This window comes from Pseudomonas sp. (assembly GCF_030147005.1).
In the GTDB taxonomy this organism is placed as follows: Bacteria; Pseudomonadota; Gammaproteobacteria; order Pseudomonadales; family Pseudomonadaceae; genus Aquipseudomonas.
In genome coordinates this window covers 1-22,228 of sequence record NZ_JASLAW010000136.1, presented here as the reverse complement: position 1 = coordinate 22,228, position 22,228 = coordinate 1, and the positions used below count along the sequence as shown (strand labels likewise).

Here is a 22,228-nt window from a genome sequence, read left to right as displayed (position 1 = left end):
TGTTAACGCTTGAATTGCTGTTGCACAGGCGAGAGTTCAACCGGTGCATCGGCCTGGTTCGACCACAGGCTCTGGGCATACCCGGTGGTCACGACACCCAGACCAAACAAAATAACCAATATCCATAGTAAATCCGGTTTACGTTGCATCGATTGCCCCCCTTCAGGCACCTCGTACACGATGACAACAACGTTCCAAAGTAGTCCGTTGCAGCTGCGCCAAGCTTTAAAGCCCGGCATTCTGCGGTAACGTGAACCAACACGCAAACCTTGGCGCCAACCGACTGTCGGTTTGTCATGGGATTGCCCGACAACTTGCCCAATGCCTTTTTCAGGAGCCCCAAAATGGCCTACTGGCTGATGAAATCCGAGCCTGACGAACTGTCCATCGACGACCTGGAAAAGCTCGGCAAAACCCGCTGGGATGGCGTACGCAATTATCAAGCGCGCAACTTTTTACGCGCGATGGCGGTTGGCGATGAGTTCTTCTTTTACCACTCCAGTTGCCCGGAACCTGGCATTGCCGGCATCGGCAAAATCGTTGAAGCCGCCTATCCCGATCCCACCGCGCTGGAGCCGCAAAGCCACTATTTCGACGCCAAGGCCAGCTCGGAGAAAAACCCGTGGAGCGCAATCGACGTCGCGCATCAGCAGACCTTTCCCAAGGTGCTGGGCCTGGGCTACCTGAAACAGCAGGCCGCGCTGGCAGAACTGCCGCTGGTACAAAAAGGCAGCCGACTCTCGGTGATGCCGGTCACTGCCGAGCAATGGGCGGCGGTCATGGGTCTGCGTTGAAGCGTTACTGGATGATCAGGTTGTTGAACAGCAGGTCTTCCACCACCGGTTTGCCGGTCTCATCGTTCATCACTTGCTGGGTTTGCTTCAAGGCTTCCTGGCGCAGCTTTTCCTTACCTTCAACGCTGCTCATGGTTTCGTTGGTCTGCTGGGTAAACAGCGCCACCAGTTGGTTGCGAATCAGCGCATCGTTGGCTTTAACCGCTGCTGCGGCTTCGGTTCCGGTAACGCGCAGGGCAATGTCGGCTTTGTACACTTTGAGTTTGGCCGTACCATCCAGGCCGTAGTTGCCCACGAACGGCGGGGTAAGGCTGATATAGCTGACTTTCGGCGCCTCGCCCTCTTTGGCTTCTTTTGCCTCTTCGGCCTGGGCTGCCATCGGCAAGGTCAGGGCCAGCATCAACAGGATCCACGCTTTCACAGTTCATTCCTCGAATTCGGTTGCCGGGTAGCATAACGCTAGCAAGGCTGAGCACAAGCTTATGGGGGCTTATCAGGCGCGGGCATGCTCGTTGACCCACGGGCGTACCCTCCTACACTTATCGGCCACGACACCAAAAGGAATAGTCCGATGAAAGCTGTGCTGTGCAAAGCCTTCGGCCCCGCCGAAACCCTGGTGCTGGAAGAGATCGCCAGCCCTGCGATCAAGAAGAACGAAATCCTGTTGGACGTGCACGCCGCCGGAGTGAATTTCCCGGACACCCTGATCATCGAAGGCAAATACCAGTTCAAGCCGCCCTTCCCGTTTTCGCCGGGTGGCGAAGCGGCCGGGGTGGTGAGTGACGTCGGCGAGAAGGTCAGCCACTTGAAAGTCGGTGATCGCGTGATGGCCCTGACCGGCTGGGGCAGCTTTGCCGAGCAGGTGGCGGTGCCGGGCTATAACGTGCTGCCGATCCCGCCGAGCATGGACTTCAACACTGCCGCCGCCTTCAGCATGACCTACGGCACCTCAATGCACGCGCTGAAGCAGCGCGCCAACCTGCAACCCGGCGAAACTCTGCTGGTGCTCGGCGCCTCCGGTGGCGTGGGCCTGGCCGCGGTCGAAATCGGCAAGGCCATGGGCGCCCGGGTGATCGCCGCCGCCAGCAGCGCCGATAAACTTGCGGTGGCCAAGGCGGCCGGCGCCGATGAGCTGATCAACTACAGCGAAGCCAACCTCAAGGAGGAGATAAAACGCCTGACCGAAGGCAACGGCGCCGACGTGATCTACGACCCAGTGGGTGGCGACCTGTTTGACCAGGCCATCCGCTCGATCGCCTGGAATGGCCGCTTATTGGTGGTGGGCTTTGCCAGCGGGCGCATCCCGGAACTGCCGGTGAACCTGGCGCTGCTCAAGGGCGCGGCAGTGGTTGGCGTGTTCTGGGGCTCGTTTGCCCAGCGTCAGCCCCAGGACAATGCGGCGAATTTCCAGCAGTTGTTTGCATGGTATGCCGAGGGCAAGTTGAAGCCGCTGGTGTCGCAGGTGTATCCACTCGAACAGGCTGCCCAGGCGATCAATGATCTGGGGCAACGCAAGGCGGTGGGCAAGATCGTCGTTCAAACCCGCTTATAAATGAGAGAGGGCCGTTCATGTGGGAGGAGGTTCGCTCCCTCCCACACTGGGTTTTATCGGCACCTGCCCAGCCCAGTAACGACTGGCAGTTGTCTATTCGCGACATGTTCATAAGAGAACATGCAATTGCTCCCATTTCCTGTGTTTGCGGATAAGAGGCGATGCTATTTTCGGTAACGAAACTGTAACATTCGCATCCGCAGTCAAAACAAGAAATTTGGAGCTCTTGAATGTTTGCTTTCTTTCGACCTGCCGCACACCAGGCGCCCCTGCCTGAAGAAAAAATAGACAGCACCTACCGACGGCTGCGCTGGCAGATCTTCGCCGGTATTTTCTTCGGTTATGCCGGCTACTACCTGCTGCGCAAAAACTTCTCCCTGGCCATGCCCTACCTGATCGACGAGGGTTACACCCGCGGTGAACTGGGGCTGGCGATGTCGGCCATCGCGATTGCCTACGGCTTGTCCAAGTTCCTCATGGGCCTGGTGTCCGACCGCTCCAACCCGCGCTACTTCCTGCCCTTCGGCCTGCTGGTTTCAGCGGGGGTGATGTTCATTTTCGGTTTCGCGCCTTGGGCAACGTCCAGCGTGACCATGATGTTCATTTTGCTGTTCATCAACGGTTGGGCCCAGGGCATGGGCTGGCCGCCGAGTGGGCGGACCATGGTGCACTGGTGGTCGCAGAAGGAACGCGGCGGCGTAGTGTCGGTATGGAACGTGGCGCATAACGTCGGCGGCGGCCTCATCGGCCCGCTGTTCCTGCTGGGCATGGCCTGGTTCAATGACTGGCATGCGGCGTTTTACGTACCGGCCACGGTGGCGCTGGCAGTGGCGGCGTTTGCCTTCATCACCATGCGTGACACCCCGCAATCGGTCGGCCTGCCGCCGATCGAGAAGTACAAGAACGACTACCCGGAAGGCTACGACGCCAGCCACGAAGACGAATTCAGCGCCAAGGAAATCTTCGTCAAGTACGTACTGCGCAACAAAATGCTGTGGTACATCGCGCTCGCCAACGTGTTCGTCTACCTGCTGCGCTACGGTGTACTGGACTGGGCGCCGACTTACTTGAAAGAAGCCAAGCATTTCACTGTCGACAAGTCATCGTGGGCGTATTTCTTCTACGAGTGGGCGGGTATCCCGGGCACGCTGCTGTGCGGCTGGATGTCGGACAAGATCTTCCGTGGCAATCGTGGCCTGACCGGCATCGTGTTCATGGCGCTGGTAACCGTGGCAACCCTGGTTTACTGGCTTAATCCGCCGGGCAACCCGGTGGTCGACATGATCGCGCTGGTCTCCATCGGTTTCCTGATCTACGGCCCGGTAATGCTGATCGGCCTGCAGGCGCTGGAATTGGCACCGAAGAAAGCCGCCGGCACTGCCGCAGGCTTCACCGGCCTGTTCGGCTACCTGGGCGGGTCAGTGGCCGCCAGTGCGGCGATGGGCTACACCGTGGACCACTTCGGTTGGGACGGCGGCTTCGTGCTGCTGATCGGCGCGTGCGTATTGGCGATCGCATTCCTGATCCCAACGCTGTGGCACACCAACAGTGTCAGCTCGGCGCGCTAACTGCCTGAGCAATCCTTGGCACAACGCTTGAGCCGCGCCTCCAGGTTTTTATCTGGCATGGCGTGGCTACGCAGGGCGTTCACGGTCTGCTCGACATAATCGCGAGTAGTCCCGTAACGCCCGCAAGCACTTTGCAGCACATGGTTCAGCACGATATCGGGCAAGTTGCCGGCATAGCTGGGCAAGTGTCGCTCCAGCACAAACCCCAACGCCTGTACCTGACTGCCATCTTCCAGCCGGCAACTGAGCCAGTGCGGTCGGTAGGACGGGTAAGGCATCTCGCGTTGCCACAACGCGTAGAGCGAAGCCTCCAACTGATCTTCCGGCAAGCGGTAAGCAAATCCGTTGCACGAACCGCCGCGATCCAACCCGAACACCAAGCCCGGCAACTCCGGCGTACCCCGGTGCTCGTGGGACCACAGGTACAGGCCCCGATGATAGCCATGGACCCGCGCCCGCACTCGCTCGGCGGATGAGCATTCCGGGCGCCAGATCAGCGAACCATACGCAAATAGCCAGACCGGCCCACCCTTGTGCCGACTCATCGTGGCCTGCATCGAGCTCATCAATTGTTCGTGAGTGAGTTGCGGCCCAAGATCGAGTCGCGGAGGGTAAGCCAATTGCAAAAGATCGGTTTCAATGGCGGTCATGGCGAAAAGCGGTGCGCCTCCTGTGTATTACCAGTTGTAAGCAACTTTACCGTAATAAAACGCACCGCTGTAACCGTACGGCGTAAAAGCGGTATAGGCGAGATGCAGGAGCAAGGCCACCCACTTGTGGAGACTGGCCGCTTTAATTCAAGCACTTTCAGCGCCGGTTCAGCCTGAGCGCCTGCCGAACCGCCAAAATAGCGCGTCCATCATGACCCACTTAGCCGCTCGACAACCCGACTATCGAGGTCGCCTATGAAAAAACTACGCTTGCCTGGCCTGGTGTTCCTGGCCCAAGCCACCACTGCTCTGGCCACTGAAACACCGGCGAACGACGACAAAGGCTTCTGGTACGCGCAGACCAGCGTCTATACAAGGCACTTCGCGCCCGACCCCGAGCACAACAACAAGCAGGACCTTTTTGGCCTGGAACGCAATGAGGCGTCCGGCCTGGTGTATGGCGCGGTGACATTTCGCAATTCGTTCAGGCAACGCTCGTACTACGCGTACGCCGGCAAGCGCTATGACATGACTGAGTACCCGGTGTACCTGAAGGTCACCGGCGGGGCGATCCAGGGTTATCGCGGCCAGTACCGCGACAAAATCCCCCTAAACCGTTATGGCGTTGCGCCGGTGATCATTCCGTCCGTGGGCACGCATTACGGGCCGATGGCGGCGGAATTGGTGCTGCTGGGGTTCAACGCGGCGATGCTGACGACGGGCGTGCGGTTCTAAGCAAGCCCACCGTTGTTCCGCTCAGGGCCGGGGGGCGTAGGCAAATACGTCAGCGCGCATCTGGTGCGCATCCATACCCGCGTCGACCAAGGCATCCAGCGTGCCGTAGATCATCGCCGGTGATCCACTGGCGTACACATGCACGGCCTTAAGGTCGGCAATGTCCTCGCACACGGCTTCATGCAGCAACCCGCAGCGCCCTTCCCAACCGCACAGGTCACTGACCACTTTGTGCAGGAACAGGTTGGGCAGTTGCCGCCACTGGTCCCAGTGCTCGATCTCGTAGAAATCTTCCGGGCGACGCACGCCCCAATACAGGTGCACGGGGTGCTTGAAGCCGGAAGCCCGGCAATGCTCGATCAGGCTGTGCATCTGGGCCATGCCGGTGCCGGCGGCGATCAGCACCAGCGGCCCGTCCGGCAACTCCGCCAAGTGGGTATCGCCGAACGGCAGTTCGATACGGGCCATCTGATTACGCTGGAGCTGGTCCAGCAGGTTGCGTGCGCTGTCTTCACGGGCCAGCACGTGCAATTCAAGCTCGCGTCCGGAGTGAGGCGCCGACGCCAGGGAAAACGCCGACTTCTCGCCGTTCTCACGCTCGATCATCAGGTATTGCCCGGCGTGGTAACGCACTGCCTTTCCAGCCGGAGCCAGCAGGCGCACGCGCCACACATCGCCGCCGACTTCCACGCATTCGCTCAATTGGCACGACAACTTGCGCAACGGCAACTCTCCCGGCGCCAGCACGCCATCCCACAACACGATGCAATCTTCCAACGGCTCGGCGATGCAGGTATAGAACTCACCATGATCACGCACCTCGCCGGCCTGCTGCACCCGGCCCTCCACCAACAGCGCCGCACAGACGTGGCATACGCCGTTGCGACAGGCCTGCGGGCATTCATAGCCCAGGCGGCGCGCGCCCTCGAGGATTCGTTCGCCGGGATTCAGCTCCAGTACTGCGCCGGAAGGTTGCAGGGTTACACGCATCAATCTATTCCCAATTCTTTCCAGATTGCATCGACGCGCGCAGTCACCGCGTCATCCTTGACGATTACCCGGCCCCACTCGCGGGTGGTTTCACCCGGCCATTTGTGAGTCGCATCCAGGCCCATTTTCGAGCCCAGGCCCGACACCGGCGAGGCAAAGTCGAGGTAGTCGATCGGCGTGTTGTCGATCATTACCGTGTCGCGCTTGGGGTCCATGCGCGTGGTAATGGCCCAGATCACGTCATTCCAGTCGCGGGCATTGATGTCGTCGTCGGTGACGATAACGAACTTGGTATACATGAACTGTCGTAAAAACGACCACACGCCCAGCATTACCCGCTTGGCATGGCCTGGATACGACTTCTTCATGGTGACGATGGCCATGCGGTACGAGCAGCCTTCCGGCGGCAGATAGAAGTCGGTGATTTCCGGGAACTGCTTTTGCAGGATCGGCACGAACACTTCGTTCAGCGCCACGCCGAGGATGGCGGGCTCGTCCGGTGGCCGGCCAGTGTACGTGCTGTGGTAGATCGGTTTGATTCGATGGGTGATGCGCTCGACGGTGAACACCGGAAAGCTGTCGACTTCGTTGTAATAACCGGTGTGGTCGCCGTACGGCCCTTCATCGGCCATTTCACCGGGGTGAATCACGCCCTCGAGGATGATTTCGGCGGTGGCCGGCACTTGCAGATCGTTACCGCGGCACTTCACCAGCTCAGTGCGGTTGCCGCGCAGCAGACCGGCAAAAGCGTATTCAGACAGGCTGTCCGGCACCGGCGTCACGGCGCCCAGGATGGTGGCCGGGTCGGCGCCCAGGGCCACGGAGACCGGGAACGGCTGGCCCGGATGCTTTTCACACCACTCACGAAAATCCAGGGCGCCGCCGCGGTGGCTCAGCCAGCGCATGATCACCTTATTGCGGCCGATCACTTGCTGGCGGTAGATGCCGAGGTTCTGGCGGTCCTTGTTCGGACCTTTGGTGACGGTCAGGCCCCAAGTGATCAGCGGGCCGACATCGCCGGGCCAGCAGGTCTGCACCGGGAGCATGGCCAGGTCGACGTCATCGCCTTCGATGACCACTTCCTGGCACACCGCGTCCTTGACCACCTTGGGCGCCATGGCAATGATCTTGCGAAAGATCGGCAGCTTCGACCACGCGTCCTTCAAACCTTTCGGCGGCTCCGGCTCCTTGAGGAAGGCCAGCAGCTTGCCGATCTCGCGCAGTTCGCTGACCGACTCGGCGCCCATGCCAAAGGCGACGCGTTCAGGGGTGCCGAACAGGTTGCCGAGCACCGGGATGTCAAAACCGGTCGGGTTCTCGAACAGCAGCGCCGGGCCCTTGTTACGCAAGGTGCGGTCGCAAATCTCAGTCATTTCCAGTACCGGTGAAATCGGCATCTGGATACGTTTCAACTCTCCGCGCTGCTCAAGTTGCTGCACGAAATCCCGAAGATCCTTGAATTTCATTAACCATGCCACCCGTAAAATAGGTGTACATCCTACCTGCTCTAGAAGCGGCTGGCAGCTTAATTGGCCGTCAGGCCCCGTGATTGCAGCGAACTGAACAACGGCTCCAGGAAGGCCTCGATATGCCGGGCGCCCACGTCGGAAAGGTGGTTATCGTCGGTGTACAGCGCCCGCCCATTGAGTTCCACCCGGCACAAGCCATCGGCGCCGCACAGCAAAGGCGCGGGATCCAGCACCCTGACACCGCTGTCGGCAGCCGCCAGTTCGTCGAACAACTGGGTGATATAAGCCTGACGTTTTACATGCTCCGCCACGGGGAGCCCTTCACCGTCCACCGGTCGGTTCATCATCGCCAGGCGGCTGAGGCGGTAAGGCACGATGATTTCCTGCAACGGCACCTCCTTGACCAGCCAGACGTTATGCCCGGCGGCGCGCAGTGCCTGGATGCGCTCGCGCAGGCCCTGGGCAAAGCGCTGCTCGGCGACAGCGCGCACGTATTTTCCGGTGCCGGGGTCCTTGAGCGCATGCTCCTTGTCACCCGACATTTGCCCATAGACATACAGGCTCCAACGCGCCGCCAGTACCACATCGCTGAATTTTTTCTCGGCCATCGCCTTCTCGACGCGATGGTTGAAATGCGCACACCGGGCGATATTCTCCAAGCCATCCAACGGGATACAGCCGGCAAAACTGGCTTCAACCAGGCTGATATCGTGGCGATCAGCGCCTTCCTTGAGCGCCGGAATCAACGCGGTGGCATGACTGTCGCCCCACACCAGCGCCGAGACGGATTGGGTTTGCGGCCCGAAATGGCAGAACAACCGCTCATCGGGCGTGTCCTTGTCAGCCATGCACGCCAGCAGCTCCGGGCTCCACTTCTTCGCCTGCGCGAAACGCAACGCCTGTTCGGACAGCCGCGAAGGCACACCGTCGAATTCGCGTATCGCAAGGCCAGTAAAGCCCAGGCCCAGAATGCCGACCACGGCTGCCGCCAGAATCGCTTTGCGTCCCGCCAACAGGCGTTTCTCGCGGAACGGCGTTTCCACAAAGCGCCAGGACAAATAACCCAGCACCAACGAAAGCAGCATCAACCCGGCCAGTTCCAAGGCGCTCAAGCCATCCACCGCGGCATAGTTGGCGTACACGAACACCGGCCAGTGCCACAGATACCAGGAATAGGAAATCAGCCCGATGCCTACCATTACCCGCGTACTCAACAGCCGCCCGACCCAGGTGTGTTGCTGCCCGTTGGCCCAGATCAACCCGACGACGCCCAGCACCGGCAACAGCGCAGACGGGCCGGGGAAAGGTGTTTTCGCGTCGTAACCCACTACGGCGATCAGAATCAGGGCCATCGAGGCCAGGCTGACCCCTTGCGCCAGGGCGGGCGAAGCGCGCCACTCATATTTGGGCAGCACCGCCAGCATCGCGCCGGCCAGCAATTCCCAGGCCCGCAGGTGCAGCAGGAAGAAGGCTTTTTGCGGCTCATGCTGAACCGCCCAGACGCTCATGCCAAAAGAACCCAGCAACACCGCGAACAGCGCCAGGCGCCAGTGTTTCAGGCGACTTGAAAGCAACGTGAGCAGCAGGGGGAAGAAAATGTAGAACTGCTCTTCCACCGCCAGTGACCACGTGTGCAACAGGGGCTTGATGTCAGAGGACGCATCGAAATAGCCATGCTGGCGCGAGAACAACAGATTGGAAGTAAAGGTCACCTGATAGTGCGCGGACCGCCCCAACTCCTCGTAATCCTTGGGCGCCAACAGAAACCAACCCACCACGAGTGTCGCCGCAATCATTACAAATAGCGCCGGCAGGATACGCCGTGCGCGCCGGGCCCAGAAGTCGATGAAACTGAAGCGGCCGGCCTGGCGCTCGCGCCAAATAATGGAAGTGATCAGAAAGCCGGAAATGACGAAGAACACATCGACGCCAACGAAACCGCCGGTAATACCGGGAACGCCGAAGTGAAACAACACGACTGCGAGGACAGCGATGGCACGCAGGCCGTCGATGTCTCTGCGATAAGCAAGAGTGGTCATAAGAATTGTGGTCAGTCAGTGACGAAAGGAGTGAGCGTAGTCGCGCGTACAATTTTTGTTACTTAACGGACACTTATGCCATAAAACCCGATGAATCTCGACGCAAAAAAAATGGCGCCCTGTTGGGACGCCATTTTCTGGACCTGAAACGCCGTATTACTTGCGCTTCATCGACAGGAAGAATTCGTCGTTGGTCTTGGTGGTTTTCAGCTTGTCGATCAGGAACTCGATGGCGGCCACTTCGTCCATCGGGTGCAGCAGCTTGCGCAGGATCCACATGCGCTGCAGTTCGTCGTCGGCGGTCAGCAACTCTTCACGGCGCGTACCGGAACGGTTGATGTTGATGGCCGGGAACACACGCTTTTCAGCGATACGACGGTCCAGGGGCAGTTCCATGTTGCCGGTACCCTTGAACTCTTCGTAGATCACTTCGTCCATCTTCGAGCCGGTTTCAACCAGCGCGGTGGCGATAATGGTCAGCGAGCCGCCTTCTTCGATGTTCCGCGCGGCGCCGAAGAAACGCTTCGGCTTCTCCAGGGCGTGGGCATCGACACCACCGGTCAGCACCTTGCCGGAGCTTGGGATAACGGTGTTGTAGGCACGGGCCAGACGGGTGATGGAGTCGAGCAGGATCACCACGTCTTTTTTGTGTTCGACCAGGCGCTTGGCCTTCTCGATCACCATTTCAGCAACCTGCACGTGGCGGGTTGGCGGCTCATCGAACGTCGAGGCAACCACTTCGCCACGCACGGTGCGCTGCATTTCGGTCACTTCTTCCGGACGCTCATCGATCAACAGTACGATCAGGTGAACTTCAGGATTGTTACGTGCGATGTTCGCTGCAATGTTCTGCAGCATGATCGTCTTACCGGCTTTCGGCGGCGCGACGATCAGGCCACGCTGGCCTTTGCCGATCGGTGCGCACAAGTCGATCACACGACCGGTCAGGTCTTCGGTGGAACCGTTACCGGCTTCCATCTTCATGCGCACGGTCGGGAACAGCGGGGTCAGGTTCTCGAAGAGAATCTTGTTTTTCGCGTTCTCTGGACGATCGAAGTTGATCGTGTCGACCTTGAGCAGAGCGAAGTAACGCTCGCCTTCCTTCGGAGGGCGGATCTTGCCCACGATGGTGTCGCCGGTGCGCAAGTTGAAGCGACGGATCTGGCTCGGCGAGACGTAGATATCGTCTGGGCCGGCAAGATAGGAAGCGTCTGCGGAGCGGAGGAAGCCGAAGCCGTCCTGGAGAATCTCCAGCACGCCATCACCGGAGATTTCCTCGCCGCTTTTCGCGTGCTTCTTGAGCAGGGAGAAAATCACGTCCTGCTTGCGCGAACGGGCCATATTTTCTATGCCCATTTCTTCGGCCAGTTGGAGCAGGTCGGTAATCGGCTTTTGCTTGAGTTCAGTCAGATTCATATAGGAATGACGTAATCATTTATGGAGGGGGGAAATTAAGCTTTTGGCTTAATGAGGCCGCGCCGCAGAGAAGGCGACAGGATCGCGTACTAATCGAAAAGGAATGCGTCGGCGACGGCTTGCAGGGGGCACGGGAGAAACCAGTGCGGGGCCGAATGTAACACCTGAGTTTCGGAGCGTCTAGCCCTGTTTTACGAAAAAGCCCCGAGATTTTCGGGGCTTTTTTGGCGACGCTTAGATGTTGGCGTCGAGAAATGCTTGCAACTGGGATTTCGACAACGCGCCGACTTTAGTGGCTGCAACCTCGCCGTTCTTGAACAGCATCAGGGTCGGAATACCACGCACGCCATGCTTGGCCGGGGTTTCCTGGTTGTCGTCGATGTTCAGCTTGGCAATGGTCAGTTTGCCTTCGTATGTGGTTGCAATGTCGTCCAGGACCGGAGCGATCATTTTGCAAGGGCCGCACCATTCAGCCCAGTAGTCAACCAGCACCGGGCCTTGAGCCTTGAGTACTTCGGCCTCAAAGGTCGCGTCGGTGACGTGCTTGATAAGATCGTTGCTCATGGATGTCTCCGGATTGTAAGCAAAAAAAACGTTGCCCATCATAGCCGCCCTTCCCCCGTTCAGGAAGCCGCCTCTGATTGAGTCTTGCTATGGTGACGCATGACTTTGGATATCACCTGCTCACGGCGAGACGGGCGTGACGAAGGCAATGCCCGTGCGCAACGCGGCATTACGAACATGTTCCTGCATGGTTTTCTGCGCTGCCGCACTGGTACGCCGGGCCAGGGCGCGCAGGATTTTGCGATGTTCCTGCCAGGTTTCCATGGCTCGTTCCGGCCGGATGAACGGTAGTTTCTGGCTTTCCAGGAATACATCGGCGCTGGCACTCAGAATACTCACCATCGCCTGGTTGCCGCTGGCCAGCAGGATGCGCTGGTGGAATTCGAAGTCCAGCCGGGCGGCGGCTTCAAAGTCACAGGCTTTAAGCTCTTTGCGCATCGCCTCGACATTGTCTTGCAGGCTGTCGAGTTCGTCAGTGGTCAATGTGACCGCCGCCAAACCAGCGGCAAACCCCTCAAGCGCGTAACGCAGCTGGAAGATATCCAGCGGCGTGGCCTGCGCGGCAAACGGCCAGGGCAGTTCGGACGACGGTGCCGGCGCCTGCACGAATACGCCCTTGCCCGGCTGCACATTGACCACCCCCAAGGCGCTCAAGGACGACAACGCCTCACGCAGCGACGCTCGGCTCACGCCCAAACGCATCGCCAAATCGCGCTGAGATGGCAATGCATCGCCCGGCCTGAAACCTCGCTCCTTGATCAGTTTGCGGATGGCCTGCAGGGCCGCTTCCGGTACGGCTTGGGCGATGGAATTCATAAATAACTCATGGTTTGAGCCAACTGAGCGGCTAGTTGTAAAGCTATTCATGCCTGTCGGCAAGCCACGCCCCAAAGGCGTTCGCGCGCTTTTACGGCGCTCGAAAAGGGTGCGGAAAGCTCAACGACTGTTCAGACCAGTAAGACCATCTCCTCTCAACGGAGCCGTGCCTTACAGACAATTCCGAGAGGGCTGGCATGGGCTGTGCACTGGGCAAACTCAGAAAATCCCTTCGCCCTTCTCGGAGAGTTGTCATGACCAAGCGCTACAGCGCCCTGCTCACTGCCCTGTTTGTCAGCCTGATGCTGAGCCAGGCTCCCGTCCAGGCCAACGGTCTGGACGATATCGTCGCCCGTGGCACCCTCAAGGTCGCCGTGCCCCAGGATTTCCCGCCGTTCGGATCAGTCGGCCCCGACATGAAACCCCGCGGCCTGGATATCGACACCGCCAAGCTGCTGGCCGACCAACTCAAGGTCAAGCTGGAGCTGACCCCGGTCAATAGCACCAACCGCATCCCGTTCCTCACCACCGGCAAGGTCGACCTGGTGATCTCCAGCCTGGGCAAGAACCCCGAGCGCGAAAAAGTCATCGACTTCTCCAAGGCCTACGCGCCCTTCTACCTCGCGGTATTCGGCCCGCCTGACGCGATGATCGGCAGCATCGACGACCTCAAGGGCAAGACCATCAGCGTGACCCGTGGCGCCATCGAAGACATCGAGCTGACGGCTGTCGCGCCCAAAGAGGCGACCATCAAGCGCTTTGAAGACAACAACTCGACCATCGCCGCCTATCTGGCCGGCCAGGTCGACCTGATCGCCAGCGGCAACGTGGTGATGGTGGCAATCAGCGAGCGCAGCCCGAAACGTGTACCGGCGCTGAAAGTGAAGCTCAAGGACTCCCCGGTCTACGTGGGGGTGAACAAGAACGAGCCGGCGCTGCTGGAGAAGGTCAACCAGATTCTGGTTGCGGCGAAGGCTGATGGGCGCCTGGAAAAGAACGCCGTGCAGTGGCTCAAAGAGCCGCTGCCGGCTGATCTGTGACGCGACGGAGCTGACTGATGGCGTACCAATTCGACTTTGTACCGGTGCTGGCCAACACCGACCTGTTGTTACGCGGCGCCCTGTTTACGCTTGAGCTCACGGCTATCGGCGCGATCCTGGGGGTGGCTCTGGGCATCATCGGCGCAGTGGTGCGGGCGTGGAAGATTCAGCCGTTCGCCTGGTGCTTCGGTGTGTATGTCGAGTTGATCCGCAACACACCGTTTCTGGTGCAGTTGTTCTTTATCTTCTTCGGCCTGCCGTCCCTGGGGCTGAAAATCACCGAGTGGCAAGCCGCTGTGTTGGCAATGGTGATCAACCTGGGCGCCTACTCCACCGAGATCATCCGCGCCGGCATTCAGGCTGTCCCGAAAGGGCAACTGGAAGCCGCCGCCGCACTGGCGATGACGCGTTTCGAAGCGTTTCGCCATGTGGTGCTGCTGCCGGCACTGGGCAAGGTGTGGCCGGCCCTGAGCAGCCAGATCATCATCGTGATGCTTGGCTCGGCAGTCTGTTCCCAGATCGCCACCGAAGAGCTGAGCTTCGCCGCCAACTTCATTCAGTCACGCAATTTCCGCGCCTTTGAAACCTATGCCCTGACCACCCTGGTGTACCTGTGCATGGCGTTGATGATTCGCCAGTTGCTCAACTGGATCGGCCGCCGCTACGTGACGAGGAACAGCCGATGAGTGATTTTTCCTTCTGGGACATCGTGCGCAACCTGCTCACTGGCCTGCAATGGACGCTGTTGCTGTCGTTGGTGGCGTTTGTAGGCGGCGGTGCGATCGGCCTGCTGGTGATGGCGATGCGCATCAGTCGCAAGGCATTCGCGCGTAATGTTGCCCGCACTTACATCGAACTGTTCCAGGGTACGCCGCTGTTGATGCAGCTGTTCCTGGTGTTTTTCGGCATTGCGTTGCTCGGGGTGGATATTTCGCCCTGGCTGGCGGCGGCCATTGCCCTGACCCTGTTTACCAGCGCCTACCTCGCCGAGATCTGGCGCGGCTGCGTGGACTCGATCGCCCATGGGCAGTGGGAAGCGTCGGCCAGCCTGGCGCTTAACCCCCTTGAACAACTGCGCTACGTGATCCTGCCCCAGGCCCTGCGCATTGCCGTGGCGCCGACCGTGGGGTTTTCGGTGCAGGTGGTCAAAGGCACCGCCGTGACCTCGATCATCGGCTTTACCGAGCTGACCAAGACCGGCGGCATGCTCGCCAACGCCACCTTCGAACCCTTCATGGTCTACGGCCTGGTGGCGCTCGGTTATTTCCTGCTCTGCTACCCCTTGTCCCTCAGTGCGCGCTACCTGGAAAGGAGACTGCATGCCTCTGCTTAGAATTTCTGCCCTGCATAAATATTACGGCGATCACCACGTACTCAAGGGCATCGACCTGACCGTCGAAGAAGGCCAGGTGGTGGCGATCATCGGCCGCAGTGGCTCGGGTAAGTCCACCTTGCTGCGTACCCTCAATGGCCTGGAGTCCATCAACGACGGTGTGATCGAAGTCGATGGCGAATACCTCGACGCCGCCCGCGCCGACCTGCGCAGCCTGCGGCAGAAGGTCGGGATGGTGTTCCAGCAATTCAACCTGTTCCCGCACCTGACCGTCGGCGAAAATGTGATGCTCGCGCCGCAAGTGGTACAGAAAGTGCCCAAGGCGAAGGCAGCGCAGCTGGCCAGGCAGATGCTGGAGCGGGTCGGCCTGGGGGAAAAGTTCGATGCTTTCCCGGATCAGCTGTCCGGCGGCCAGCAACAGCGTGTCGCCATTGCCCGCGCCCTGGCCATGTCACCCAAGGTGCTGTTGTGCGACGAGATCACCTCAGCCCTGGACCCGGAACTGGTCAATGAAGTGCTCAGCGTGGTGCGCCAACTGGCCAAGGATGGCATGACCCTGATCATGGTGACCCACGAGATGCGCTTCGCCCGCGAAGTCGGTGACAAGCTGGTGTTCATGCACCAAGGCAAGGTGCATGAAGTGGGCGATCCTAAGGTCGTGTTCGCCAACCCGCAAACGCCTGAGCTTGCCCACTTCATCGGTTCCGTGGAACAGCCGGGCTGACCAGTTCAAAACTACCCTGCCCTTCCAACACCGTCTGGTTCCGTACTTGCAGGGCGTCGGCGGGCAGGTCGGCGGCGATGTCGACCTGGGCCGTCAAGCGCTGACCTGTCACCGGTATCCCCGCAGCGCGTGCCACCAGGACCTGGCCGGGCAGTAACTGCTCAACCGCGCCAGCACCGGGCTGGTTCGCCACTGCCCACTCGACGGCACGCCCATCCACCTGTGCATGCTTGAGGCTAAGACGCAACTGCCCCTGCCGGCCAAAGCGGAACGCTTGCCCATCGGCGGCACCGATAAACCGTAACCCCATCGCCGACGGCTCGACGCACAACACGTTGAGCTGCAACGTGCGCGTGGCGAGCCTCACTGTAGCGCTTTCGACCAGCGCCTCCCTGCGAATGACACCATAGTCGATACGCGGTTGGCTTACGGACAATCGACAATTTTCGGCACGCGCCTCCTGAGCCAACAGCACCGAACAGAACAGCGCACAGCCGATGCGTTCAAGCTTACCGACCATGACACACCGCCGCAGTTGTTTCGAAGAACTTGTCATTATCAGGCTGGCCCTCAGGTGAAATGTTCAGCAGGCAACTGGCGGAGTCCGGCAGTAAAACCTTCAGGTCTTGCAAGTCGTTCACGTCATTGAGAAAGAGCAGGCCTTCGCCTACTACGCTGGTCAGAAAACGATCGCCCTTGCCGAACACTGCAGCCCCCTGAGGCAGTGGCCGACCCTGATCATCCGTGACGTTGACCAGCATGCGGCGCACTTTCACCACGTCGAATGCCACGGTGTTGACGGAACCGCGACCTGCGGCGAGTACCCGGGTGCCGTTCTTCAAATCAACGCGCTTTGGCAAGGACTGGGTTTGCACTTCGATATGGCTGTTGGTGTAGGCAGGCAAGCTTGGAAGCACGGCCTGGCCGGTGAAGTCGGTCCACACCGGACCTTGAGGGGTGTCGATTTTCGCGGCCCCGATGTCACCCACCGACGCAATACCAAACGTGTCCTGCACCGTGTAGGGCGAGAAGGTAACCCCACCTTCATGAGCGACCACGCCACCTTGCAATTGCCCGGTATAACTGGTGCCCAATGGGTCACGACTGACGCCCATACCGACTCGGGTGTAACGCGGCGTGAGATCCACCTGCCCGCGCATCGATTGCTCCTGCGCACTGAGGTCGCGCTCGACGCCCACTTCATAATTCACATACTCATTGACCCGTTCAGTGAGCGCCGTACCAGTACGGGATTGCCCCCCGCGGCGGCTGATATAACTGCTCACACGACGATCACCGCCCAAGGGCACGCTGACCTGCAAGCGCAACGACACGTCATCCTCGCGCACAACGTCGCGCCGGTTTCTATCCCGCGTGGCGTCGCGGCGGGCCTGAGTGCTGCCTACCTGCGAGTCGGCAATCAACGCAACATCGGCGTAGCGGAACGACTTGTTCCATGACGCGAATACGTGCTCGCTCGATTGCCCGTCAAATTGAGCGCCGTGGGTATAGCCCAGGGAGAACGCACCCAGGGTGGGGTCGACCCATGTCACGCCCGCCGTGTACTGGCTCTTGAAGCGCGACTCCAGTACATCTGCCTTGATCGGGCGGGCGGCCTCGATCACCTCGCGATAGCCCTTGGTCTGGCTGGTTGCACTGAGGTTGAGATCAATGTTGGCGGATACCGGGCTGCTCACGGAAACGCTGCTGCGCGAACCGGACACCGCATTACGGCTGTCGCGGGAAAGATTATGGCGCGCGCTTACCGACACCCGCTGGAAAAACACGCTGCTTAAAGTGCCACCTGCCGACCAGTACTCGTCGGTACTCAGCAAGCCGAAACCGCCGGATGAATCACGCCCCAGGCCCCACGTGCCGCTACCCATGGCGACAATGGGCGAGGGGCTCTGGCCGTGCGTTTCTTCACGTATTTTGCCAAGGGAAAAATAATAACCAGGCGCCGCCGGCGCGGCTCCGGCGAACGAAGCCGCCGGCACCGCAAAGCTACGTCGGGCCCCGCGTACATCGATCACGCTGACCTCAAGGTCGCTCGTGCCATTGAGCAACGGCAAACCGGTCAGCCGGAAAGGCCCCTCGGGCACCAGCGTACTGTGGATCAACACACCGGACTGACGCACCTCAATGCGCGATTGGCTCTGTGCCAAGCCTTCCACCACGGCATTATTGCTGCCCGCCGGCACACGCGATTGGCCATCAGGGGAAAACTGCACACCCGACAGTCGGATGCCGCCAAAGAGCGGGTTATTGCTGGAGATCTGACCAGCCTGAAAAGTCGATTGAAAGGCAGCGACGTCCCGCTGCGCGTAGGCATACAGGTGCTCGTTGTTCGTCACGCCGTTATCGGCGACATAGAATTGACGACTGCGAACAATCCAGTCGCCCAGGTTGAAACCCGCTTCGGTGTAGGCCGATACGAACCGGTTGTTGCCATTGCGCGAGTGGCTGTCGAAACCTTGCACGTCATAGTTGAACAACCCCGCCGCGCCGCCCCGGGCAAAATCCCCGGCCTCCCACTGGGGTTCGCGCAAGGATGAAGTTGGCACCACCAGCGCCACCTCATCGTTGCCAGGGCGCAGCCGTACCATAGTCGTGGGAAACGCCCCAAGAAAGTCGTGGCATGACTGGCCGGCGGTGGCGCCTTTGCGCACGATGCCAGCGGGTTTTACCAACCCGGCTTTTTCCAGCAGTGCCGGGGTAAAACACAATTGCCCATCGGCATCGAATTGCGCGTCTACCGACCCGAGCGGGTTGCCATTGACTTTCAACCCCACCACTTGGGTACCCTCGCGAAAGCGCGCCGCCGTGCGGAAGTAATCCGAGACTTTCGGGTCAATGCCATGCGTGGTCAATGCCGCCAGGTCAAAACCTTCGCCCAACTCCAATGCAGGGACAACGCCAGGGAAACTCCAGAGTGTCGCGACCCCGACGATCAAGGTAGGCCGGCGGGCCCATAAAGAGGCTGCAGTTCGGTTACTCGACAGGTCTGTCATGGGCGATCAACCCCCATCCGTATTGATCGGGGCCCGGTAGTTGTCTACCGAAAAGCCGTAGATCGTGGCCGGCTGAATCTCGACGCCGGTCAATCCTTCCAAGGGTCCCTCAACCTTCACCGCCAGCGCTTCGCCCGGCAAAATGTAGGTGCGCGGCAGCATGGCTGGGGCTCCCTGCGGCAATAACTGCACCTGTGGCGCCATGCGCACCACATAAGCGCTGTCGTTGTGAACCGTCAAACGTTGCCCTGCGCGTCGCCACTTCAACAGTTCCCAAGGCGTGTGATGAACCGGTAAGCCTTGGGGATGCAGGATCAGCGGTAAATTCTGCCGCAAGGTGATGCCAATGGTCGCACCGCCCGCAGCGCGCGCCTGGGGGATGCCTTCGAAAGAAACGCGCTTGAGCCGCTGAGTCTTCAACGGTGACTTTAACGTGCTGATGAAACGCACCAGTTGCGTTTCGCCGCCTTCCACGCGCGCGATAGGCGGCGTCACGATCAAAAGCGGCTCCACATCTTCCGGTATATTCTCTATCACCGAATGCAGCAGCGCTGGCGCCGCGTCGGTATTCCTGATGTTTATCGTCGCTTCACCCTGCTCTTCATTCAGCACAATGACCGTGGTTTCCGGCAACATACCGTCAGCCACCGCAACACCGACAACACATAACATCGATATTGCATACAACAAACACATACTCTTTCTTATTGGACGACTAAGCACTCTGTGTTTTCCCCACGACTTGAAGTTGACTATTGATATCTGGGCGCACATATAGAAACAGCCGATCAGAAACATGAACGCTCTTGATCGGCTGTCGTGATGTCGCTTAGATGTAGCTCAATTCAAGTGTTGCGCGGCCATCAAGAGTCACGTCGCGACTCAGGTCCAAATCCTGACCTTTGTTGATAACAGCACGCACGGCGATTGTGCCGGTCAACTGAGTGATCGAAGCAGGCGTGGCCGCCGCGCCACTGCGCCAGGAATACTGGCTAGGCGACTGTGCGACCCTGCCATCGCTGACCTGCCATGCGCCGGTGCTGACTCGCATGATCGGAGCCAGTGTTGCGTTCGACGAGCGCAGGTCCTTGAGGGCCACGGCAAAGCCACCCGTCTTGCGGCCGGCCACAGTCCCCAACCCAAAGTTGTGCGCCTCGGTGTAACCGCCGCCGAGGGCGGTGAGTATGCCCGTTACCTTGCTGCCGGCCTGCAGGTCGACGAGTTTGAGCCCGAACTTGGCAGGCGTGTTGCCACAGCTGACGGTGATAGGCGTGGTTTTTTCGCCAAGCGCGTTGAACGCCGTCTGGGACAGTTGGGCCGAGGGAATATCGCCGTAATTGATAATGCCACCGCCGCTCATGTTGAGGTTACAGGCAGCGGGCTTGATGATGCCCCTGACGATCAGTTCGGCGCTGGTGGCAGCATGTGCGCCAATGTTTGCCGCCAGGCAAGCGAGACCCAGGGTCAATCCAATAATTTTTTTCATATTCGACCTGTCACTAAAAAGTTATTAGGTGCTCTCTATCTTCGTCCTGGCGCTCCATCGCCAAACGGTTGACCTTCCTGGAAGGGCTACAACGACACATAAATAACACCACGGCAAAATTGCCGGGTGACAGTGTGTCGCTTTGGCGCTTCATTAAAGAATCAGACAAACCTCCGGCTAATGTGAGAACCGTAAAAACTACAGGTCATTTAAAGTCACTTTAAAAGTAGGCGAAAACAAAATAACGAAAGTAATAACCAAGCGCGTACTGTAGGAAAAATCAAAACCCGGCTTTACCACAATCAAAGTTAAAAAATCCTACAGCAGTAAGTTACTACTCACGGCTGCCGTGGGACGCCACCCTACATGCCTTACAAAATATCCCCATAGACCGCCTCAGAAAAATTACCGAAGCACAACGCGTTGGCTCCAGCGGTCGATCGTGGCACGATGGCAAGGTTATCGACCGAGACCCCAAACCATGCCGCAATCCCAAGCCAAGAATCTGTCCCTGATCGCCGCCATCGATCTGGGCTCCAACAGCTTTCACATGGTCGTGGCCAAGGCCCAGAACGGTGAAATCCGCATCCTTGAGCGGCTCGGCGAAAAAGTGCAACTGGCTGCCGGGATCAATGACGAACGTCAACTCAATGAAGAATCCATGCAGCGCGGGCTCGACTGCCTCAAACGCTTTGCGCAACTGATCAACGGCATGCCGCCTGGCGCTGTACGAATAGTGGGCACCAACGCATTGCGTGAAGCCCGCAACCGCAACGAATTCATCCATCGCGCCGAGGAGATTTTAGGGCATCCGGTAGAAGTCATTTCCGGTCGCGAAGAAGCACGCCTGATCTACCTCGGGGTTTCTCATACGCTGGCCGACACGCCGGGCAAGCGCTTGGTGGCGGACATCGGCGGTGGCAGCACCGAATTCATCATCGGGCAGCGTTTCGAACCTCTGTTGCGCGAGAGCCTGCAGATGGGCTGCGTCAGCTACACACAGCGTTACTTCAAGGACGGCAAGATCACTCCGGCGCGCTATGCCCAGGCCTACACGGCGGCGCGGCTGGAAATCATGAGTATCGAACACGCCCTGCACCGCCTGAGCTGGGATGAAGCCATTGGCTCTTCGGGTACCATCCGCGCCATCGGCCTGGCGCTCAAGGCAGGCGGCCATGGCACCGGCGAGGTCAATGCCGAAGGCCTGGCGTGGCTCAAGCGCAAGCTGTTCAAGCTGGGTGACGCCGAGAAGATCGACTTCGACGGCATCAAGCCTGACCGCCGCACCATCTTCCCAGCCGGCCTGGCGATTCTCGAGGCGATCTTCGACGCCCTCGAACTGCAACGCATGGACCACTGTGACGGCGCCCTGCGCGAAGGTGTGCTGTATGACCTGCTTGGTCGCCATCACCATGAAGATGTGCGTGAGCGCACCCTCAGTTCGTTGATGGAGCGTTACCACGTCGATCTGGAGCAAGCGGCTCGCGTAGAGCGCAAAGCCCTGCATGCCTTCGACCAGGTGGCCGACGACTGGGACCTGCAAAACGGCGTATGGCGCGAACTGCTGGGCTGGGCCGCCAAGGTGCACGAAGTGGGCCTGGACATCGCTCACTACCATTACCACAAGCATGGCGCCTATTTGATCGAGCACTCGGACCTGGCCGGCTTCTCACGGGAAGATCAACAGATGCTCGCGCTGCTGGTGCGCGGCCATCGTCGCAATATTCCCAAAGACAAGTTTGCCGAGTTCGGCAAAGACGGCATCAAGCTGATTCGCCTGTGCGCGCTGTTGCGCTTTGCAATCCTGTTCCACCACATCCGTGGCACTCAGGAAATGCCCCAGGTGAAACTGCGTGCCGACGGCGACAGCCTGGAAGTGATGTTCCCCAAAGGCTGGCTGGATGAAAACCAGCTGACCCAGGCGGACTTCGCCCAGGAAGCGGAGTGGCTGGCGCGGGTGGGATTCAGCCTGAACTTGCATTAAAAACACCCTAAAACAAATGTGGGAGCGGGCTTGCTCGCGAATGCGGTGGATCAGTCA

The 22,228-nt window shown here is 59.6% G+C and carries 22 protein-coding genes; 9 read left to right on the top strand and 13 right to left on the bottom strand.

Annotated elements, in window-relative coordinates; genetic code table 11:
* Positions 1-2: 2 nt before the first annotated feature.
* Positions 3-149: a hypothetical protein gene (locus Q1V60_RS12535; RefSeq protein ID WP_300630674.1), complete on the bottom strand. Its 147-nt coding sequence runs from the start codon at positions 147-149 to the stop codon at positions 3-5.
* 195 nt (positions 150-344) lie between these two features.
* Between Q1V60_RS12535 and Q1V60_RS12530 the strand changes: the two genes are divergently transcribed.
* On the top strand, positions 345-794 hold the full coding sequence (locus tag Q1V60_RS12530) for an EVE domain-containing protein (RefSeq protein ID WP_300630672.1): 450 nt from the start codon (positions 345-347) through the stop codon (positions 792-794).
* A gap of 4 nt (positions 795-798) precedes the next feature.
* Here Q1V60_RS12530 and Q1V60_RS12525 read toward each other — a convergent pair whose 3' ends face one another.
* On the bottom strand, positions 799-1,215 hold the full coding sequence (locus Q1V60_RS12525; RefSeq protein ID WP_300630670.1) for a flagellar basal body-associated protein FliL: 417 nt from the start codon (positions 1,213-1,215) through the stop codon (positions 799-801).
* A 150-nt stretch (positions 1,216-1,365) separates the two neighbouring features.
* Between Q1V60_RS12525 and Q1V60_RS12520 the strand changes: the two genes are divergently transcribed.
* Together Q1V60_RS12520 and glpT are read left to right on the top strand one after the other, a co-directional pair.
* Positions 1,366-2,346, top strand: a complete 981-nt coding sequence (locus Q1V60_RS12520; RefSeq protein WP_300630668.1) for an NADPH:quinone oxidoreductase family protein — start codon at positions 1,366-1,368, stop codon at positions 2,344-2,346.
* A gap of 230 nt (positions 2,347-2,576) precedes the next feature.
* Positions 2,577-3,914 (top strand): glycerol-3-phosphate transporter, encoded by a 1,338-nt coding sequence (glpT, locus tag Q1V60_RS12515; protein ID WP_300630666.1) that lies wholly within the window; start codon positions 2,577-2,579, stop codon positions 3,912-3,914.
* On the opposite strand, the gene Q1V60_RS12510 is transcribed toward glpT, so the two are convergent.
* Positions 3,911-4,564: a gamma-glutamylcyclotransferase gene (locus Q1V60_RS12510; protein ID WP_300630664.1), complete on the bottom strand. Its 654-nt coding sequence runs from the start codon at positions 4,562-4,564 to the stop codon at positions 3,911-3,913. The two genes, glpT and Q1V60_RS12510, sit on opposite strands and share 4 nt — an antisense overlap.
* 255 nt (positions 4,565-4,819) lie before the next feature.
* Between Q1V60_RS12510 and Q1V60_RS12505 the strand changes: the two genes are divergently transcribed.
* Positions 4,820-5,299, top strand: coding sequence for a sn-glycerol-3-phosphate transporter (locus Q1V60_RS12505; RefSeq protein WP_300630662.1), 480 nt, complete (start codon positions 4,820-4,822; stop codon positions 5,297-5,299).
* Between the two features lie 21 nt (positions 5,300-5,320).
* Here the strand turns inward: Q1V60_RS12505 and Q1V60_RS12500 are convergent, their stop codons facing one another.
* From Q1V60_RS12500 to Q1V60_RS12475, 6 genes are all read right to left on the bottom strand, one after another.
* A complete protein-coding gene (locus Q1V60_RS12500; RefSeq protein ID WP_300630660.1) occupies positions 5,321-6,289 on the bottom strand; it encodes a CDP-6-deoxy-delta-3,4-glucoseen reductase in 969 nt (322 codons plus the stop codon).
* A complete protein-coding gene (ubiD, locus tag Q1V60_RS12495; protein ID WP_300630659.1) occupies positions 6,289-7,755 on the bottom strand; it encodes a 4-hydroxy-3-polyprenylbenzoate decarboxylase in 1,467 nt (488 codons plus the stop codon). Before ubiD ends, Q1V60_RS12500 begins: the two co-directional genes overlap by 1 nt.
* A gap of 59 nt (positions 7,756-7,814) precedes the next feature.
* On the bottom strand, positions 7,815-9,797 hold the full coding sequence (locus tag Q1V60_RS12490; RefSeq protein ID WP_300630657.1) for an acyltransferase family protein: 1,983 nt from the start codon (positions 9,795-9,797) through the stop codon (positions 7,815-7,817).
* Between the two features lie 156 nt (positions 9,798-9,953).
* Positions 9,954-11,213 carry a transcription termination factor Rho gene (rho, locus tag Q1V60_RS12485; RefSeq protein WP_003176825.1) on the bottom strand — a complete coding sequence of 420 codons (1,260 nt, stop codon included), beginning with the start codon at positions 11,211-11,213 and terminating at the stop codon, positions 9,954-9,956.
* A 234-nt stretch (positions 11,214-11,447) separates the two neighbouring features.
* A complete protein-coding gene (trxA, locus tag Q1V60_RS12480; protein WP_300630654.1) occupies positions 11,448-11,777 on the bottom strand; it encodes a thioredoxin TrxA in 330 nt (109 codons plus the stop codon).
* Positions 11,778-11,897: 120 nt separating this feature from the next.
* Positions 11,898-12,593: a FadR/GntR family transcriptional regulator gene (locus Q1V60_RS12475; protein ID WP_300630653.1), complete on the bottom strand. Its 696-nt coding sequence runs from the start codon at positions 12,591-12,593 to the stop codon at positions 11,898-11,900.
* 254 nt (positions 12,594-12,847) lie between these two features.
* Here Q1V60_RS12475 and Q1V60_RS12470 point away from each other — a divergent pair, with 254 nt between their 5' ends.
* The 4 genes from Q1V60_RS12470 to Q1V60_RS12455 are packed head-to-tail and all read left to right on the top strand — an operon-like array spanning position 12,848 to position 15,690.
* Positions 12,848-13,633: a transporter substrate-binding domain-containing protein gene (locus Q1V60_RS12470; protein ID WP_300630651.1), complete on the top strand. Its 786-nt coding sequence runs from the start codon at positions 12,848-12,850 to the stop codon at positions 13,631-13,633.
* 17 nt (positions 13,634-13,650) lie between these two features.
* The gene (locus Q1V60_RS12465) at positions 13,651-14,319 is read left to right on the top strand and encodes an amino acid ABC transporter permease (RefSeq protein ID WP_300630649.1); all 669 of its coding nucleotides are present in this window, start codon (positions 13,651-13,653) and stop codon (positions 14,317-14,319) included.
* Complete coding sequence (locus Q1V60_RS12460; protein ID WP_300630647.1) at positions 14,316-14,966, top strand: amino acid ABC transporter permease; 651 nt, start codon at positions 14,316-14,318, stop codon at positions 14,964-14,966. The genes Q1V60_RS12465 and Q1V60_RS12460 overlap by 4 nt, the downstream gene beginning before the upstream one ends.
* Positions 14,953-15,690 carry an amino acid ABC transporter ATP-binding protein gene (locus tag Q1V60_RS12455; protein ID WP_300630646.1) on the top strand — a complete coding sequence of 246 codons (738 nt, stop codon included), beginning with the start codon at positions 14,953-14,955 and terminating at the stop codon, positions 15,688-15,690. The genes Q1V60_RS12460 and Q1V60_RS12455 overlap by 14 nt, the downstream gene beginning before the upstream one ends.
* On the opposite strand, the gene Q1V60_RS12450 is transcribed toward Q1V60_RS12455, so the two are convergent.
* From Q1V60_RS12450 to Q1V60_RS12435, 4 genes are all read right to left on the bottom strand, one after another.
* The gene (locus Q1V60_RS12450; protein ID WP_300630645.1) at positions 15,662-16,210 is read right to left on the bottom strand and encodes a hypothetical protein; all 549 of its coding nucleotides are present in this window, start codon (positions 16,208-16,210) and stop codon (positions 15,662-15,664) included. The two genes, Q1V60_RS12455 and Q1V60_RS12450, sit on opposite strands and share 29 nt — an antisense overlap.
* Entirely contained in the window at positions 16,200-18,701 is a 2,502-nt protein-coding gene (locus tag Q1V60_RS12445) for a fimbria/pilus outer membrane usher protein (RefSeq protein WP_300630643.1), read from the bottom strand. Before Q1V60_RS12445 ends, Q1V60_RS12450 begins: the two co-directional genes overlap by 11 nt.
* A 6-nt stretch (positions 18,702-18,707) precedes the next feature.
* The gene (locus Q1V60_RS12440; protein WP_300630689.1) at positions 18,708-19,397 is read right to left on the bottom strand and encodes a fimbria/pilus chaperone family protein; all 690 of its coding nucleotides are present in this window, start codon (positions 19,395-19,397) and stop codon (positions 18,708-18,710) included.
* Between the two features lie 133 nt (positions 19,398-19,530).
* Positions 19,531-20,187, bottom strand: a complete 657-nt coding sequence (locus Q1V60_RS12435) for a DUF1120 domain-containing protein (RefSeq protein WP_300630642.1) — start codon at positions 20,185-20,187, stop codon at positions 19,531-19,533.
* Between the two features lie 481 nt (positions 20,188-20,668).
* Here Q1V60_RS12435 and ppx point away from each other — a divergent pair, with 481 nt between their 5' ends.
* A complete protein-coding gene (gene ppx / locus Q1V60_RS12430; protein WP_300630641.1) occupies positions 20,669-22,171 on the top strand; it encodes an exopolyphosphatase in 1,503 nt (500 codons plus the stop codon).
* Positions 22,172-22,228 lie beyond the last annotated feature (57 nt).

Coding starts and splice junctions, on each gene's coding strand:
- Q1V60_RS12520 (WP_300630668.1), top strand. CDS start 1,366: ATGAAAGCTGTGCTGTGCAAAGCCTTCGGCCCCGCCGAAACCCTGGTG.
- Q1V60_RS12535 (WP_300630674.1), bottom strand. CDS start 149: ATGCAACGTAAACCGGATTTACTATGGATATTGGTTATTTTGTTTGGT.
- Q1V60_RS12445 (WP_300630643.1), bottom strand. CDS start 18,701: ATGACAGACCTGTCGAGTAACCGAACTGCAGCCTCTTTATGGGCCCGC.
- Q1V60_RS12510 (WP_300630664.1), bottom strand. CDS start 4,564: ATGACCGCCATTGAAACCGATCTTTTGCAATTGGCTTACCCTCCGCGA.
- Q1V60_RS12435 (WP_300630642.1), bottom strand. CDS start 20,187: ATGAAAAAAATTATTGGATTGACCCTGGGTCTCGCTTGCCTGGCGGCA.
- rho (WP_003176825.1), bottom strand. CDS start 11,213: ATGAATCTGACTGAACTCAAGCAAAAGCCGATTACCGACCTGCTCCAA.
- Q1V60_RS12490 (WP_300630657.1), bottom strand. CDS start 9,797: ATGACCACTCTTGCTTATCGCAGAGACATCGACGGCCTGCGTGCCATC.
- Q1V60_RS12465 (WP_300630649.1), top strand. CDS start 13,651: ATGGCGTACCAATTCGACTTTGTACCGGTGCTGGCCAACACCGACCTG.
- ubiD (WP_300630659.1), bottom strand. CDS start 7,755: ATGAAATTCAAGGATCTTCGGGATTTCGTGCAGCAACTTGAGCAGCGC.
- glpT (WP_300630666.1), top strand. CDS start 2,577: ATGTTTGCTTTCTTTCGACCTGCCGCACACCAGGCGCCCCTGCCTGAA.
- Q1V60_RS12505 (WP_300630662.1), top strand. CDS start 4,820: ATGAAAAAACTACGCTTGCCTGGCCTGGTGTTCCTGGCCCAAGCCACC.
- Q1V60_RS12500 (WP_300630660.1), bottom strand. CDS start 6,289: ATGCGTGTAACCCTGCAACCTTCCGGCGCAGTACTGGAGCTGAATCCC.
- ppx (WP_300630641.1), top strand. CDS start 20,669: ATGCCGCAATCCCAAGCCAAGAATCTGTCCCTGATCGCCGCCATCGAT.
- Q1V60_RS12475 (WP_300630653.1), bottom strand. CDS start 12,593: ATGAATTCCATCGCCCAAGCCGTACCGGAAGCGGCCCTGCAGGCCATC.
- Q1V60_RS12455 (WP_300630646.1), top strand. CDS start 14,953: ATGCCTCTGCTTAGAATTTCTGCCCTGCATAAATATTACGGCGATCAC.
- Q1V60_RS12440 (WP_300630689.1), bottom strand. CDS start 19,397: ATGTGTTTGTTGTATGCAATATCGATGTTATGTGTTGTCGGTGTTGCG.
- trxA (WP_300630654.1), bottom strand. CDS start 11,777: ATGAGCAACGATCTTATCAAGCACGTCACCGACGCGACCTTTGAGGCC.
- Q1V60_RS12450 (WP_300630645.1), bottom strand. CDS start 16,210: ATGGTCGGTAAGCTTGAACGCATCGGCTGTGCGCTGTTCTGTTCGGTG.
- Q1V60_RS12470 (WP_300630651.1), top strand. CDS start 12,848: ATGACCAAGCGCTACAGCGCCCTGCTCACTGCCCTGTTTGTCAGCCTG.
- Q1V60_RS12530 (WP_300630672.1), top strand. CDS start 345: ATGGCCTACTGGCTGATGAAATCCGAGCCTGACGAACTGTCCATCGAC.
- Q1V60_RS12460 (WP_300630647.1), top strand. CDS start 14,316: ATGAGTGATTTTTCCTTCTGGGACATCGTGCGCAACCTGCTCACTGGC.